At 70.5% G+C, this 14,970-nt stretch carries 14 protein-coding genes and 1 other RNA gene; 2 read left to right on the top strand and 13 right to left on the bottom strand.

Annotation, left to right across the window (positions count from 1 at the left end; translation table 11 throughout):
- Window positions 1–8 precede the first annotated feature (8 nt).
- From mraY to rnpB, 10 genes are all read right to left on the bottom strand, one after another.
- Complete coding sequence (mraY, locus tag ASC67_RS17265) at window positions 9–1,190, bottom strand: phospho-N-acetylmuramoyl-pentapeptide-transferase (protein WP_056324483.1); 1,182 nt, start codon at window positions 1,188–1,190, stop codon at window positions 9–11.
- A 19-nt stretch (window positions 1,191–1,209) separates the two neighbouring features.
- Window positions 1,210–2,649 carry a UDP-N-acetylmuramoyl-tripeptide--D-alanyl-D-alanine ligase gene (gene murF, locus ASC67_RS17260; RefSeq protein WP_082536095.1) on the bottom strand — a complete coding sequence of 480 codons (1,440 nt, stop codon included), beginning with the start codon at window positions 2,647–2,649 and terminating at the stop codon, window positions 1,210–1,212.
- 136 nt (window positions 2,650–2,785) lie between these two features.
- Entirely contained in the window at window positions 2,786–4,297 is a 1,512-nt protein-coding gene (locus tag ASC67_RS17255; RefSeq protein WP_056324480.1) for a UDP-N-acetylmuramoyl-L-alanyl-D-glutamate--2,6-diaminopimelate ligase, read from the bottom strand.
- On the bottom strand, window positions 4,297–6,120 hold the full coding sequence (locus ASC67_RS17250) for a penicillin-binding protein 2 (protein WP_235566373.1): 1,824 nt from the start codon (window positions 6,118–6,120) through the stop codon (window positions 4,297–4,299). Before ASC67_RS17250 ends, ASC67_RS17255 begins: the two co-directional genes overlap by 1 nt.
- Window positions 6,117–6,422, bottom strand: a complete 306-nt coding sequence (gene ftsL / locus ASC67_RS17245) for a cell division protein FtsL (protein WP_056324476.1) — start codon at window positions 6,420–6,422, stop codon at window positions 6,117–6,119. Before ftsL ends, ASC67_RS17250 begins: the two co-directional genes overlap by 4 nt.
- Window positions 6,419–7,375: a 16S rRNA (cytosine(1402)-N(4))-methyltransferase RsmH gene (rsmH, locus tag ASC67_RS17240; RefSeq protein WP_056324473.1), complete on the bottom strand. Its 957-nt coding sequence runs from the start codon at window positions 7,373–7,375 to the stop codon at window positions 6,419–6,421. Before rsmH ends, ftsL begins: the two co-directional genes overlap by 4 nt.
- A gap of 5 nt (window positions 7,376–7,380) precedes the next feature.
- Window positions 7,381–7,821 carry a division/cell wall cluster transcriptional repressor MraZ gene (gene mraZ, locus ASC67_RS17235; RefSeq protein WP_082536094.1) on the bottom strand — a complete coding sequence of 147 codons (441 nt, stop codon included), beginning with the start codon at window positions 7,819–7,821 and terminating at the stop codon, window positions 7,381–7,383.
- A gap of 198 nt (window positions 7,822–8,019) precedes the next feature.
- Window positions 8,020–8,487, bottom strand: a complete 468-nt coding sequence (locus ASC67_RS17230; protein ID WP_056324470.1) for an SRPBCC family protein — start codon at window positions 8,485–8,487, stop codon at window positions 8,020–8,022.
- Between the two features lie 83 nt (window positions 8,488–8,570).
- The gene (locus tag ASC67_RS17225) at window positions 8,571–9,785 is read right to left on the bottom strand and encodes a multidrug effflux MFS transporter (protein ID WP_056324467.1); all 1,215 of its coding nucleotides are present in this window, start codon (window positions 9,783–9,785) and stop codon (window positions 8,571–8,573) included.
- Between the two features lie 75 nt (window positions 9,786–9,860).
- Window positions 9,861–10,316, bottom strand: an RNA gene (gene rnpB / locus ASC67_RS18445) — RNase P RNA component class A.
- A 57-nt stretch (window positions 10,317–10,373) separates the two neighbouring features.
- Here rnpB and cysK point away from each other — a divergent pair.
- Window positions 10,374–11,294: a cysteine synthase A gene (gene cysK / locus ASC67_RS17220; RefSeq protein ID WP_056324463.1), complete on the top strand. Its 921-nt coding sequence runs from the start codon at window positions 10,374–10,376 to the stop codon at window positions 11,292–11,294.
- A 10-nt stretch (window positions 11,295–11,304) separates the two neighbouring features.
- On the opposite strand, the gene ASC67_RS17215 is transcribed toward cysK, so the two are convergent.
- Window positions 11,305–12,066, bottom strand: coding sequence for an NYN domain-containing protein (locus tag ASC67_RS17215; RefSeq protein ID WP_056324459.1), 762 nt, complete (start codon window positions 12,064–12,066; stop codon window positions 11,305–11,307).
- Window positions 12,067–12,097: 31 nt separating this feature from the next.
- Window positions 12,098–13,138, bottom strand: coding sequence for a dihydroorotase (gene pyrC, locus ASC67_RS17210; RefSeq protein WP_056324455.1), 1,041 nt, complete (start codon window positions 13,136–13,138; stop codon window positions 12,098–12,100).
- A 159-nt stretch (window positions 13,139–13,297) separates the two neighbouring features.
- On the opposite strand from pyrC, the gene ASC67_RS17205 reads away from it, so the two are divergent.
- Window positions 13,298–14,179 carry a DUF4394 domain-containing protein gene (locus ASC67_RS17205; RefSeq protein ID WP_056324452.1) on the top strand — a complete coding sequence of 294 codons (882 nt, stop codon included), beginning with the start codon at window positions 13,298–13,300 and terminating at the stop codon, window positions 14,177–14,179.
- A gap of 24 nt (window positions 14,180–14,203) precedes the next feature.
- Here ASC67_RS17205 and ASC67_RS17200 read toward each other — a convergent pair whose 3' ends face one another.
- A complete protein-coding gene (locus ASC67_RS17200) occupies window positions 14,204–14,938 on the bottom strand; it encodes an amino acid ABC transporter ATP-binding protein (protein ID WP_056324449.1) in 735 nt (244 codons plus the stop codon).
- Between the last annotated feature and the right edge of the window lie 32 nt (window positions 14,939–14,970).

Raw genomic sequence — 14,970 nt, 5'->3', positions numbered from 1 at the left:
GCATCGGTTCAGCGCAGCTTCAGGCTGGACAGCCCGACCAGGCACAACAGCATCGTGATGATCCAGAAGCGCACGACGACCTGCGTCTCCTTCCAGCCGGACTTCTCGAAGTGGTGGTGCAGCGGCGCCATCAGCAGGATGCGCCGCCCGGCGCCGTAGCGCCGCTTCGTGTACTTGAACCAGGTGACCTGCGCCATCACCGACAGCGCTTCGAGCACGAAGATGCCGCCCATGATCGCCAGCACCACCTCCTGGCGCACGATGACCGCGATGGTGCCGAGCGCGCCACCCAGCGCCAGCGCACCCACGTCGCCCATGAACACCTGCGCCGGATAGGCGTTGAACCACAGGAAGGCCAGGCCCGAGCCGGCCATCGCGGCGCAGAAGATCATCAGCTCGCCGGCGCCGGGAATGTGCGGCAGCAGCAGGTAGTTCGCGTACACCGAGCTGCCGGTCGCGTAGGCGAAGATGCCCAGCGCCGAGCCCACCATCACCACCGGCATGATCGCCAGGCCGTCGAGACCGTCGGTCAGGTTGACGGCGTTGCTGCTGCCGACGATCACCACGTAGGTCAGGAAGATGAAGCCGAACACGCCCAGCGGATAGCTGATGCTCTTGAAGAAGGGCACGATCAGGTCGGCCTTGGGCGGCAGGTCGTTCGAGAAACCGCTCTGCACCCAGCGGATGAACAGCTCCAGCACACGCAGGTTCGAGGTCTCGGACACGCTGAACGCGAGGTAGAGCGCAGCCACCAGCCCGATCAGCGACTGCCAGAAGTACTTCTCGCGCGAGCGCATGCCCTCGGGGTTCTTGTCGACCACCTTGCGCCAGTCGTCGACCCAGCCGATCGCCCCGAAGCCGAAGGTCACGATCATCACGATCCAGACGAAGCGGTTGCTCCAGTCGAACCACAGCAGCGTGCTGATCGCGATGGCCAGCAGGATCAGCGCGCCGCCCATCGTCGGCGTGCCCTGCTTCACCATGTGCTCGGCGACGCCGTACTCGCGGATCGGCTGGCCGATCTTCAGCTCGGTCAGCCGCCTGATGACGATCGGGCCGAGCGCCAGCCCGATCAGCAGCGCCGTCATCGCCGCCATCACGGCGCGGAAGGTGAGGTACTGGAACACGCGCAGGAAGCCGAGCTGCTCGGGGTAGAGCAGCTGCAGCCATTGCGACAGGGAGATCAGCATGAAGGTCCGGTCTTTCGATTCAGTGCGTGGAGGAAGACGGGGCGGCGGCGCTCTCCGGCCGGATCGCGTCGCCCGCGGCCTGCAGCGCGGCGATCACCTGCTCCATCCTCATGAAGCGCGAGCCCTTGACGACGATGGAGGCGACCTCCGGCGCATCGCGCGTGCCCGGCCCCAGCGCCGCGATCAGCTCGGCCACGCTTGCATGGGCCTGCGCGGTCGGCCCGTAGGCGGCCACCGCGGCAGCGCTGGCCGAACCCGCGGTCCACAGCACGTCGATGCCGCGCTCGGCTGCATAGCGGCCGACCTCGGCGTGGAAGGCCGGGCCCTGGTCGCCGACCTCGCCCATGTCGCCCAGCACCAGCCAGCGCGGGCTGGGCAGCGTGGCCAGCACGTCGATCGCCGCACGCACCGAGTCGGGGTTGGCGTTGTAGCTGTCGTCGATCAGCGTCACCGCGCGGCCGCCGCGCTGCAGCGCCTTGACCTGCGAGCGGCCCTTCACCGGCTCGAAGGCTTCGAGCCCGCGCGCCACGGCCTCCAGCGGGCAGCCCGCCGCCAGCGCGCAGGCGGTTGCGGCGAGCGCGTTCTTCACGTTGTGCCAGCCAGCCACACGCAGGCGGATCGCGGTGGCGCCGGCCGGCGTGTGCAGCACCGTCGCCCAGTGGTCGCCGCTCCACACCGCCTCGGCCAGCAGGTCGGACGGACCTTCGAGCGAGAACGTCAAGGTCGGACGCGTGCCGGCCAGCACCTGCCACACCGCGGCATGGGCGTCGTCGGACGGGAAGACCGCCGTGCCGCTGGCGCCCAGCGCCTCGATCACGGCGCCGTTCTCACGCGCCACCGCCTCGACGCCGGCCATGAACTCCTGGTGCTCTCGCTGGGCGTTGTTGACCAGTGCGACCGTCGGCGCGGCCATGCGCGCGAGCTGGGCGATCTCGCCGACGTGGTTCATGCCCAGCTCGACGACCGCGGCGCGGTGCCAGGTGTCGGGGTCCTGGCGCAGCCGCAGCAGCGTGAGCGGCACGCCGATTTCGTTGTTGAAGTTGCCCTCGGTCGAGAACGCCGCGTCGCCGACCCAGGCGCGCAGGATGCTCGCGATCATCTGCGTGACCGTGGTCTTGCCGTTGCTGCCGGTCACGGCGATCAGCGGCAGGCTCATGCGGGCGCGCCAGTTCGCGCCCAGCGTGCCGAGCGCGGCGCGGCTGTCGGCCACCTGCAGCCCGGCCAGCCCGGCCTCGGCGAGACCGCGCTCGGCGATCGCCGCCACCGCGCCGGCGGCCCGCGCCTGCGGCAGGAAGTCGTGCGCGTCGAAGCGCTCGCCCTTGAGCGCGACGAACAGGTCGCCGGCACGCAGCGTGCGGGTGTCGCTGTGCACGCGCAGCAGCGGCGTGGCCGGATCGCCGACGAGCGTCGAGCCCGGCAGCAGCCGGTGCGCGAGAGCCAGATCCATCATGACACTCATGACGACCCCTCGTCCGCCGGGTACGTCGGCCGATCCCCAGGGGCCGCGAGAGTCCCCTTCGTGGGCCCTGGGATGCGGGCCGGCTTGGGAGCGGCCCGGCGCTCGGCCCGCCACATCGAGTGCACGTTCTTCGTCCTCATGTCACCGCCCCCCGCGCCGCCAGCGCCTGCCGCGCCTCGGTCACGTCGGAGAACGGCTGCTTGACGCCGGCGATCTCCTGGTAGTCCTCGTGGCCCTTGCCGGCGATCAGCAGCACGTCGCGGGCCGCGGCGCTGCCGATCGCGCGGGCGATCGCCGCGCGGCGGTCTTCGATCACCTCGACGGCGGCCGGCGACGCGAAGCCGGCAACGACATCGGCCAGGATCGCCGCCGGCGCCTCGTCGCGCGGGTTGTCGCTGGTCGCGATCACACGGTCGGCCAGGCGCTCGGCCACCGCGGCCATCAGCGGGCGCTTGCTGGCGTCGCGGTTGCCACCGCAGCCGAACACGCACAGCAGCCGGCCGCCGCGCGCCGCGGCCAGCGGGCGCAGCGCACCGAGCGCCTTCTCCAGCGCGTCGGGCGTGTGCGCGTAGTCGACCACCACCTCCGGCTGCGGAGCGACGCCCGTGTCGCCGTCCACCTTCTGCATGCGGCCCGGCACCGGCGTGAGCTGGGGCACCACGCGAACCGCGTCGACCAGCGGCACGCCCAGCGCGCGCAGGCCGCCGATGACGGCCAACAGGTTGGCGGCGTTGTAGTCGCCGATCAGGCGGCTGCGCACCGGCAGCACCACGCCACCTTCGTAGAGCGTGAACGCAAGCCCGCCGTCGACGTAGCCGAGATCGCGCGCACGCAACCGCACGTCGTCGCGCTCCAGCGAGTAAGTCCAGAGCTCCGGCACGTGGCCGGCCAGGCTGCGCGCCAGCTCGGCGCCCTGGGCATCGTCGAGGTTCACCGCTGCGGCCTTCAGCCCGGGCCAGCCGAACAGCACGCGCTTGGCGGCCCAATAGGCGTCCATGCTGCCGTGGTAGTCGAGGTGGTCGCGGGTGAAGTTGGTGAACAGCGCCACCTCGATGCGCAGCGCCGCGAGCCGGTGCTCGACGATGCCGATCGACGAGGCCTCGATCGCGCAGGCCGCAAAGCCGGTGTCGGCCATGCGGCGCAGGCCGCCGTGCAGCGTGACCGGGTCGGGCGTGGTGAGGCCGGTGAAGTCGATGTGCGTCTCGCGGCCGGGCAGTGGCGGCTCGCCGATGCCGAGCGTGCCGACCACGCCGCAGCGCCGGCCCAGCAGGCTCAGCGCCTGCGCGGTCCACCACGCGGTGGAGGTCTTGCCGTTGGTGCCGGTGGTCGCCACCACGCGCAACTGCTGCGACGGATGGCCGAAGTAGGCGTCGGCGATCTCGCCGGTGGCGGCCTTGAGCCCGGGCAGCGCGCCGATGCGCGCGTCGTCGAAACCGTGGGCGTCGACCCCCTCGGCCTCGACCAGGCAGGTCGCCGCGCCGGCCGCCAGCGCGGCCTTCACGAAGCGGCGGCCGTCGGTCGCGTGGCCGGGCCAGGCGATGAAGGCGTCGCCGCGCTGCACCAGGCGGCTGTCGGTGCGCAGCGTGCCCGTGGTCCATTCCCGGAGCCAGCGGGCGGCGGCGGCGGGCGAGCGCAGGGCGGTGAGCATCAGAAGCTCTCCTCCACGGCGTCCTCGTGGCGCGCCACGATCTGCGGCTTGACGTCGAGATCGGGCGAGACGCCCATCGCCTGCAACGTCTTCTGCACCACCTCGCTGAACACCGGTGCGGCGACCTCGCCGCCGAAGTACTTGCCGGCGTTCGGCTCGTCGACCATCACCGCGACCACGATGCGCGGATTGGCGATCGGCGCCAGGCCGACGAACCAGGCGCGGTACTTCTTGTCGGCGTAGCCCTTGCCTTCCTGCTTGTGCGCGGTACCGGACTTGCCGCCGACCGAGTAGCCGATGGTCTGCGCCTTCGGGCCGGTGCCACCGGGGCCCGCCGCCATCTGCAGCATGTGGCGCACCTCGCGCGACACCTCGGGCGAGAACACGCGCACGCCGGCGCCGGGCTGCTGCGAGCGGGTGATGCTGACCGGAATGAGCTCACCGTCGCGCGCGAACACCGTGTAGGCCCGCGCGAGCTGGAACAGGCTGGCCGACAGGCCGTAGCCGTAACTCATGGTCGCCTTCTCGATCGGCCGCCAGGTCTTGTAGGGCCGCAGCCGTCCGGTGACGGCGCCGGGGAAGTCGATCTGCGGCTTCTGGCCCAGGCCGATGGCGCTGAAGGTCTCCCACATCTCGCGCTCGGAGAGCTGCTGAGAGATCTTCACGGTGCCGACGTTGCTCGATTTCTGGATCACCTGCTCGACGGTGAGCGCGCCGTGCGGATGGGCGTCGCTGATGGTGCTGCCGGTGATGCTCATGCGGCCGGGCGCGGTGTCGATCACCGTCGAAGGCGAGACACGGCCGGTCTGCAGCGCCAGGCCGATGATGAAGGGCTTCATCGTCGAGCCGGGCTCGAAGGTGTCGGTCAGCGCGCGGTTGCGCAGCTGCGCACCGCTGAGTTTGCGGCGGTCGCCCGGCGTGTAGCTCGGGTAGTTGGCCAGCGCCAGCACCTCGCCGCTCTGCACGTCGAGAACCACCACGCTGCCGGCCTTGGCCTTGTGCTCGGCCACCGCGTCGCGGATGCGCTGGTAGGCGAAGAACTGCACCTTGGTGTCGATCGCGAGTTCGATGTCGCGGCCATCGACCGGCGGCACGCTCTCGCCGATGTCCTCGACCACGCGGCCGCGCCGGTCCTTGATGACGCGGCGCGTGCCGTCACGGCCGGCCAGGTCGGACTGGAAGGCAAGCTCGATGCCCTCCTGCCCGCGGTCCTCGACGTTGGTGAAGCCCACCACGTGCGCCGCCGCCTCGCCGGCCGGGTAGCGGCGCTTGTACTCGGTGAGCTGGTGCACGCCCTTGAGGTTGAGCGCACGCACCTGCAGCGCCACCGACTCGTCGACCTGGCGGCGCAGGTAGACGAAGTTCGGGTTGTCCGACAGACGCTTCTCGAGCTCGCCAGCCGGCATGCCGAGCAGCTTGGCGAGCTGGCGCTTCTCGGCGGCGGTCGCGGTGATGTCACGCGGTATGGCCCACAGGGTCGGCGCCTCCACGCTGGAGGCGAGCAGCTCGCCGCTGCGGTCGGTGATGCGGCCACGGTTGGCCGGCAGCTCGAGCTTGTGCGCGTAGCGGTTCGCGCCCTGCTTCTGGTAGAACTCGGTGCCGATCACCTGCACGTAGACGGCGCGGCCGAGCAACAGCAGGAAGCCGGCCCCGACCAGGCCGACCAGGAACTTGGAGCGCCACGGCGGCGTCTTCGACGCCAGCAGCGGGCTGCTCGCGTAGCGCACGCTGCGCACGCTCACGGCGCCGCTGGCGGCGCGCGCACCGGGACGGCGCGCACCGCCCTGGCCGAATCGACCCAGCCATTGGCGCCACCGGCTCATCGGCGCAGCTCCGCGACATCGGGCGCCGGCGCGGCGGCCACCGGCACCACCACGTATTCGGTGACGGCCGGCGTGGCGCTGCGCATGCCGAGACGCTCGCGTGCGACCTTCTCGACGCGCAGCGGCGTCGACTGCGCCCGCGCATCGACCAGCAGCCGGTCGTGGTCGCTCTCGAGCTTGAGCGCCTGGGCCTGCGCGCGATCGAGCTCGGCGAACAGGCGACGCGATTCGTAGGACACCTTGACGAGGTAGAGCGAGCTGCACACCAGCGCGATCAGCACCATGATGTTGAGGCGCGTCATGCAGCCACCCCCACGTCGGTGCGTTCGGCCACGCGCAGGATGGCCGAGCGCGCACGCGGATTGGCGGCCACCTCGTCAGCGCCGGGCTTCACGCGCGCCACCGCGCGCAGCCGCATCGGTGCCGGCGGCGCGAACGGCGCCCGGCGGTCGACCACTGCCTTGCTGTGGCTCGCGATGAAGGTCTTGACGATGCGATCCTCGAGCGAATGGAAGCTGATCACGACCAGCCGGCCCCCGGGCTTCAGGCATTGGAGTGCCGCCGCCAGGCCTTGTTCGAGCTGCGTCAGCTCGGCGTTGACGAAGATGCGCAGCGCCTGGAAGGTGCGCGTGGCCGGGTTCTGGCCCGGCTCGCGCGTCTTCACCGCCTGCGCGACCAGTTCCGAGAGCTCCTCGGTCGTGCGCACCGGGCGGCCGGCGAGGCGGCGCGCCACCAGCGCACGGGCGATCGCGGTGGCGAAGCGCTCCTCGCCGTAGTCGCGGATCACCGACGCGATCTCGCGTTCGTCGGCGCGCGCCAGGTAGTCGGCCGCGCTCTCACCGCGCGTCGGGTCCATGCGCATGTCCAGCGGACCGCTGGCGCGGAAGCTGAAGCCGCGCTCGGGGTTGTCGATCTGCGGCGAGCTCACACCGATGTCCAGCAGCAGGCCGTCAATGCGCGACACGCCGCGCGCCGCCAGCAGCGCCGGCAGTTCGCTGTAAGGCGCATGCTCGATGTGAAAGCGCGGGTCCGTGACCCGCGCCGTGCCCGAGGTGGCATGCGCCACCGCGTCGGGGTCGCGATCGATCGCCAGCAGGCGGCCCGCCGCGGACAGCCGCGACAGGATCAGTCGCGAGTGCCCCCCGCGGCCGTAGGTGCCATCGACGTAGTAGCCGTCCGGCGAATGCACGAGCGCATCGACCGCCTCGTTCAGCAGGACGGTGGTGTGCTGCCAAGGCCCGACTCCCTGGTTCATCGCCGTCAAAAGGAGAAATCGCCCAGGCTCTCGGGCAGGCCCTGCTGCATCACCTCGGCCTCGTGGGCCTGGTAGCGCTGCACGTCCCAGAGTTCGAAATGGCTGCCCATGCCGAGCAGCATCACGTCCTTGACCAGGCCGGCGGCCTGGCGCAGTTCGGGCGAGACCAGCACGCGCGAGCTGGCGTCGATCTCGACGTCCATCGCGTTGCCGAGAAAGATGCGCTTCCAGCCCTCGGCGCGCAGCGGCAGCGCCGCCACCTTGTCGCGGAAGCTCTCCCACGCCGGGCGCGGAAACACCAGCAGGCAGCCGACCGGGTGCTTCGTGAGCGTGAGCTGGCCCTGGGCCAGCGCGCTCAGCACCTCGCGATGGCGCGCCGGGACGGCCAGCCGCCCCTTTGCGTCGAGCGCGAGCGCCGAAGCCCCCTGAAAGACTATTTCTGCCACGAAATCCCACTAAAGTGCACTTTGTCCCACTTTAGCGGAGCCCCTCCGGCGGGTCAACCGGAGATGTAAGGAAATCCCAATGAAATCAAGCACTTAGGCGTGATTTCTTATGCGGCAGAAAGAAAATGTTGTTCTAAAAGAAGGACTTGCGGAGTCCTCTGGAAGTGAAAGATGAACTCGGCACAAATCTTGGGGGACTCAGGCAAGGCGGCCCTCGGCCTGCCACTCGCGCAGCGTGCGCAGCATCTCGCGGTCGAGCTCCAGCCAGGCCTGCTGGCGGTAGCCCTGCAGCGCCTTGTCCTCCGACGAGCCCGGGTCGTCGGTCTCGTAGACGAAGCGCAGGAACAGCGCACCGGGCGTCGGCTCCTCGAGGGTCACGCTCAGCCGGACCGGCGCGGCACCCTCGTGCGGTTCGGGCGTGAAGACGATGCGCCGCTCCGGCTCGAGCTGCACCGTGTCCTCGAAGCGCAGCGCGCCGAAATGGACGCTGCGCCGGCGCTCGCGCTCGTGGGCCCCGGCGCGGGACTCGCAGCGATCGGGGCCGAGCGGGAACTGCTGCGGGGATTCGACCCGCACCAGCAGGCCGCGCCACAGCTCGGCACGGCTCATCGGCGGGACCCGCGGGTCGGCAGGGTCGGTGACTTGAAGCAGGTGTTCGTAGCGCATGACGGGAGAGCCGGGACAGCCAGGCTCGCATGATGCCTGCAGCGGGCCGCGGACCGCCGCGCCGGCGAGGGTTGAGCGCCGGCTCAGGCCGTGGCGGCCAGCCGCGGCTTCACCCACAGCCAGGACGCGAGGCCGATGCTCATCAGTCCCATCGACGCCAGCGCCAGCAGCAGCGTCGAGTGCATCACCAGCGGCGCCAGCAGCCCGGCCACCAGCGCGTTCGCGCTGGCCGCGAGGCAGGACTGCATCGACGAGGCCATGCCACGCCGCTCGGGCACCAGGTCGAGGACCATCAGCGTGACCACCGGCACCATCAGCGCCCAGCCGAACGAGAACAGCGAGATCAGCGGCAGCGCCCACCAGGCCTGCGCCGGCATCAGCGCATTGGCGATCACGTTGACGACCGACACCGAGACCATGATGCGGAAGCCGCGGCGGATCTGGCGCTGAGGTGGCAGCTTGCCCGCCAGCCGCCCGCTCCACCAGGCGCCGCCCATGATGCCGCCGATGGTGAACAGGAAGAACCAGAAGAACTGCTCCGGTGCCAGGCCCAGGTGCTCGCCGACGAACACCGGCGCCGACAGCACGTAGAGGAACATGCCGTTGAACGGGATGCCGCTGGCCAGCGCGAGCAGAACGAAGCGCCCGCTCGAGCCCATCTGCCAGTAGCCGCGCAGCAGGTGGCGCACGTTGAAGGGCTGGCGCGCGTCGAGGTGCAGCGTCTCCGGCAGCAGCTTCCAGTTGGCGATCCACAGCGCGACGCCCACCGCGGTGAGGAACCAGAAGATCGCATGCCAGCCGGCGTGCACGAACAGCAGCCCGCCGATGATGGGTGCGATGGCCGGCGCGGCGCCGAAGAAGATGGTGACCTGCGACATCACGCGCTGCGCGTCGGCCGGCGGGAACATGTCGCGGATCACCGCGCGCGACACCACGATGCCGGCGCCAGTGGACAGGCCCTGCAGCAGCCGGAAGAACACCAGCTGCCCGATGGTCTGCGACAACGCACAGCCGGCCGACGCGACCGCGAACACCGCCACGCCCCACAGCACCACCGGGCGGCGGCCGAAGCTGTCGGACAGCGCGCCGTGGAACAGGCTCATCACCGCGAAGCCGATCAGGTAGATCGACAGCGTCTGCTGCATCTGCAACGGCGTCGCGTCGACCGAGGCCGCGATGCCGGTGAAGGCCGGCAGATAGGTATCGATCGCGAACGGCCCCAGCATGCCGAGGCAGGCCAGCAGCACGGACAACGCCCACATCGGAGCACGCCAGAGGGTGTGAGCGTCGGGATTCATCGGGTCCAGTGTGTCGCGGCTCGCGCCGCAGCGAAACGCGCCGAACCCGAGGGCCGCGGCGCGTCGAACGAATAAGTGTGAAGCGGGCCGATAGGCCGGATTCTGTGCAGCCGCGGCGCCTTGCGGCGTCGCGGCCGTGACCGCCATTCCTCTGGGCCGCCCCTCGCGGGAACGGCTCGGTGCCACCTACCCGCCAGCTCCGCGGAGCCACATCGACGCTGGCCTATTTGGTGTTGCTGCGCGCAGAGATTGCCCGTTTCACCCAGGGCGGGCCACGCTTGCGCGCACCGCCCTGGGTGCTGCTCAGTTTCGGGCTTCGCCCGAACCGGGCGGCTTGCGCCACCCGGTCACCGACTTTCGCCGGTGCTTCGCAGACCACCCGAGCGGACGGACCCGTCCTGACTCGTCTCTGTTGCTCTGATCCTCACCTTGCGGTGGACAGCCGTTGGCTGCTGCGCTGCCCTGTGCAGTCCGGACCTTCCTCCAGCACGGCCTTTCGGCCGGTGTGCCAGCGGCGGTCTGGCCCACTTCACCAATGGATTATCGTTGCTGCCACGAACACCGTCCGCCCCCCGCTGAGGAGACCCCATGAAAGCCAATACCGTCCTCGACACCATCGGCAGCACGCCGCACATCCGCATGCAGCGGCTGTTCGGGCCCGGGCACGAGGTGTGGATCAAGTCCGAGCGCAGCAACCCCGGCGGCTCGATCAAGGACCGCATCGCGCTGTCGATGGTCGAGGCGGCCGAGCGCGACGGCCGGCTGCGCACCGGCGGCACGATCATCGAGCCGACCTCCGGCAACACCGGCGTCGGCCTCGCGATGGTGGCCGCGGTCAAGGGCTACAAGCTGGTGCTGGTGATGCCCGACAGCATGAGCGTGGAGCGCCGCCGCCTGATGCTGGCCTACGGCGCGAGCTTCGTGCTCACGCCGCGCGAGCAGGGCATGAAGGGCGCGATCGCCAAGGCCCAGGAGCTGATCGCCGCGACGCCCGGTTCGTGGATGCCGCAGCAGTTCGACAACCCGGCCAACATCGACGTGCACGTGCGCACCACGGCGCAGGAGATCCTGGCCGATTTCCCGCAGGGGCTGGACGCGCTGATCACCGGCGTGGGCACCGGCGGCCACATCACCGGCTGCGCGCAGGTGCTGAAGGCGCAGTGGCCGCAGCTCAAGGTGTTCGCGGTGGAGCCGAGTGCGTCGCCGGTCATCTCGGGCGGCAAGCCTTCGCCGCACCCCATCCAGGGCATCGGCGCCGGCTTCCTGCCGACCAACCTGCACACCGCGCTGCTCGACGGCGTGATCCAGGTCGAGGCCGAGGCGGCGCGCGAGATGGCGCGCCGTTCGGCGCGCGACGAAGGCCTGCTGGTGGGCATCTCGTCCGGGGCCACGCTGGCGGCGATCGCCCAGAAGCTGCCCGAACTGCCGGCCGGCAGCCGCGTGCTGGGCTTCAACTACGACACCGGCGAGCGCTACCTGTCGATCGAGGGTTTCCTGCCGGCGGAGTGAGGCCTCGCGGCTAGGACCGCAGCCGGACCTGCTCCGGCTTGTCGGCGGGCAGCATCTCGAAGTGCGGTTCGAGTCGCTTGAACAGTGCCGATGGCCGGCCGTTCTTCTTCAGCACGCCGCTGTCGTGCAGCGCCTTGCCGGCGGCATTGAGCCGCATGGCACGGCCCTGGCGCAGATCGGGGCAGGCGGCCAGCACGGCCTCGACTTCGGCGGGGAACACCGGCGGTGCGGGTGGCGTCTCGACGGCGGGTTTCGCGGGACGGGCGGTCTTCGCCACCTTGGCCACCCTCGGCTTCGCCACGGACTTGGAGGCCGCAGCCCGCGACGCCGGTCTGGCCGCGCCGAGGACATGGAATTCGTCGTAGACGCGCAGGTAGTCGCGCTCGACGTCCTGCGCCGTCTTGCCATGCTGGCCGAAGCCGACGACGCGGCAGCCCAGTTCGCGCAGGCGCACGATCAGCGGCGCGAAATCGCGGTCCGAGGACACCAGCACCACCTCGTCGACCGGCTGGCGCAGCACCAACTCGACCGCGTCGATGGCCAGCGCGAGATCGGTCGCGTTGGGGCCCGCGAAGGTGCTGGGCAGGAAGCGGATCGCATGGTCCTGCGACAGCGCCGCGAACTCGGTGGCCTTCTGCACACTGCCGTAGGCGCGGCGGTGCTGCAGCACGCGGCCGGCCGCCTGCAGCCGGTCGATGACCTCGGCCACCAGCTCGACCTTCACGTTGTCGGCGTCGACCAGCAGCGCGGTGCGGATCGTCGAGGTTGTCATAGGGTCTCCTGTGCCACGCATGCGGGATGCTTCATTCGGTCTGCCGCCAGGCCAGCAGCTCGCCGCCGCGCAGCGGCTTGAGCGTCGCGTCGCCGAACGGCAGTGTCTCGGGCGGCGTCCAGGGCTGCCGGCGCAGCGTCACCGTGCCGGCGTTGCGCGGCAGCCCGTAGAAGGCCGGCCCGTGGACGCTGGCGAAGCCTTCGAGCTTGTCCAGCGCACCGGCCGCCTCGAAGGCCTCGGCATAGAGCTCCAGTGCCGTGAGCGCCGTGTAGCAGCCGGCGCAGCCGGTGGCGTGCTCCTTCAGGTGGGCAGGGTGCGGCGCGCTGTCGGTGCCCAGGAAGTAGCGGTCGCTGCCCGAGGTGGCGGCGGCCACCAGCGCCTCGCGATGCAGCTCGCGCTTGAGCACCGGCAGGCAGTAGTAGTGCGGCCGGATGCCGCCGGTGAAGATCGCGTTGCGGTTGTAGAGCAGGTGGTGGGCGGTGATCGTCGCCGCGGTGTGCGGCCCGGCCTCGGCCACGTACTGCGCGGCCTCGCGGGTCGTGATGTGTTCGAACACGATCTTCAGAGCCGGGAAGTCGCGCCGCAGCGGGATCAGCTGGCGGTCGATGAACACCGCCTCGCGGTCGAACAGGTCGATCTCGGCGTCGGTGACCTCGCCGTGCACCAGCAGCGGCAGGCCCTCGCGCTGCATCGCCTCGAGCGTCGCCCGGGTCTTGCGCAGGTCGGTCACACCGGCGTCGCTGTTGGTCGTGGCGCCCGCCGGATAGAGCTTCACGGCCACGACGCCGGCCGCCTTCGCCCGTGTGATCTCGTCGGGCGGCATGTTGTCGGTCAGGTAGAGCGTCATCAGCGGTTCGAACGCGAGGCCGGCCGGCACGGCCGCGAGGATGCGCTCGCGGTAGGCCTGCGCCTGCGCCGCGGTCGTGACCGGCGGCTTCAGGTTGGGCATGATGATCGCGCGACCGAACTGGCGCGCGGTGTGCGGCACGACGGCCACCAGCGCGGCACCGTCGCGCACATGCAGGTGCCAGTCGTCGGGGCGTGTCAGGGTCAGGGTGTCCGGGGAACTCATGCGGCGGATTGTCGCCTGCACGGGTGGCGCGTCCGGCGGTCTCCCGATCTGGCACGGAACCCCGGCTCGGTTCCGCCGATCGCAAGCGCAGCCGCCATGCCACCGTGCGCGATGGTGCGGCAGTGCGCGCCAATCACGACACTCAGGGAACCTCAACACATGACTCGAACCACACTCGTCGCCGGCCTGGCGGCCCTCGGCCTCTTCGGCTGCGCCCTCCCGACCGCCCCCGAGGCCCTCGGCCCGCCGGCCAAGGAAACCATCGTCGCGGTCGACGCCTCGCAGCAGCTGCTGCGCTTCAATGCCGGTCAGCCCCAGAAGCTGCTCGACCGCCGCGCCCTCGCCGGCCTGCAGCCCGGAGAGCGGGTGCTCGGCATCGACTACCGCGTCGCCCGCGGCCAGCTGTTCGCGCTGGGCAGTAGCGGCCGGCTGTACCGCATCGACACGGCCACCGCCGCCGCGACACCGGTCGGCGCGCCGCTGGCGATCGCGCTGCGGGGCAACGAGTTCGGCGTCGACTTCAACCCGACCGTGGACCGCCTCCGCGTCGTCAGCGATGCCGGGCAGAACCTGCGGCTGCATCCGGACACCGGCGCGGTCGTCGATGCCGACCTGAAGACCGAGGGCCTGCAGATCGACGGCACGCTCGCCTACGACGCCGCCGACGCCAACGCCGGCCGCACACCGGCCGTCGTGGCCGCCGGCTACACCTACAACCAGCAGGACGAGAAGCTCACCACCAACTTCGCGATCGACGCCCGCCAGGGCGTGCTGGTCACGCAGGGCAGCCGGGAGAGCATGCAGCCCGCGGTGTCGCCGAACACCGGGCGACTGTGGACCGTCGGTCCCCTGAACGCCGGGGCCTTCGAGCGCGCCAGCTTGGACATCAGCGACGTGAACAACACGGCCTATGCCGCGCTCACGGCCCACGACACCCGGTCATCGCGCTGGGTGCGGATCGATCTCGCCACGGGCGCCGCGACGCCCATCGGCAGCATCGCCGGCGGCCAGCCGGTGGTCGGGATCGCGATCGAGCCCTGAGCCCGGGCCGGCGCGCCCGGCCTCTCAGTGCTGCAGGATCTTCGACAGGAAGTCGCGCGCCCGCGGCGAGCGCGCCTCGGGCGCGCCGAAGAAGTCTTCCTTCTTGCAGTCCTCGCAGATCTTGCCCTGGTCCATGAAGATCACACGGTGGCTGACCTTGCGCGCGAAGCCCATCTCGTGGGTCACGCACATCATCGTCATGCCCTCGTTGGCGAGCTGAACCATCACGTCGAGCACCTCGCCGACCATCTCGGGGTCGAGCGCCGAGGTCGGCTCGTCGAACAGCATCACGATCGGGTCCATGCTCAGCGCACGGGCGATCGCCACGCGCTGTTGCTGGCCCCCCGAGAGCTGGCCGGGGAACTTGTCCTTGTGGGCGATCAGGCCCACGCGCTCGAGCATCTTCAGGCCGCGCTTCTTGGCCTCGTCGGGGTTGCGCTTGAGCACCTTGATCTGCGCGAGCGTCAGGTTCTCGGTGACGCTCAGGTGAGGGAACAGCTCGAAGTGCTGGAACACCATGCCGACGCGCGAGCGCAGCTTGGGCAGATCGGTCTTGGGGTTGGCGATGCTGATGCCGTCGACCACGATGTCGCCCTTCTGGAAGGGCTCGAGCGCGTTCACCGTCTTGATCAGCGTGCTCTTGCCCGAGCCCGAGGGCCCGCACACCACCACCACCTCGCCCTTCTTGACGTTGGTGGTGCAGTCGGTCAGCACCTGGAAGCTGCCGTACCACTTGGAGATGTTCTTGATGTCGATCACGCGAGACTCCTTTGCTTAGAGCGGGGCTCGAA

Origin of the sequence: Methylibium sp. Root1272 (genome assembly GCF_001425905.1) — a bacterium.
Lineage (GTDB): Bacteria > Pseudomonadota > Gammaproteobacteria > Burkholderiales > Burkholderiaceae_C > Methylibium.
The sequence above is the reverse complement of the archived record's forward strand: the minus strand, read 5'-3'. Positions and strand labels throughout refer to the sequence as shown.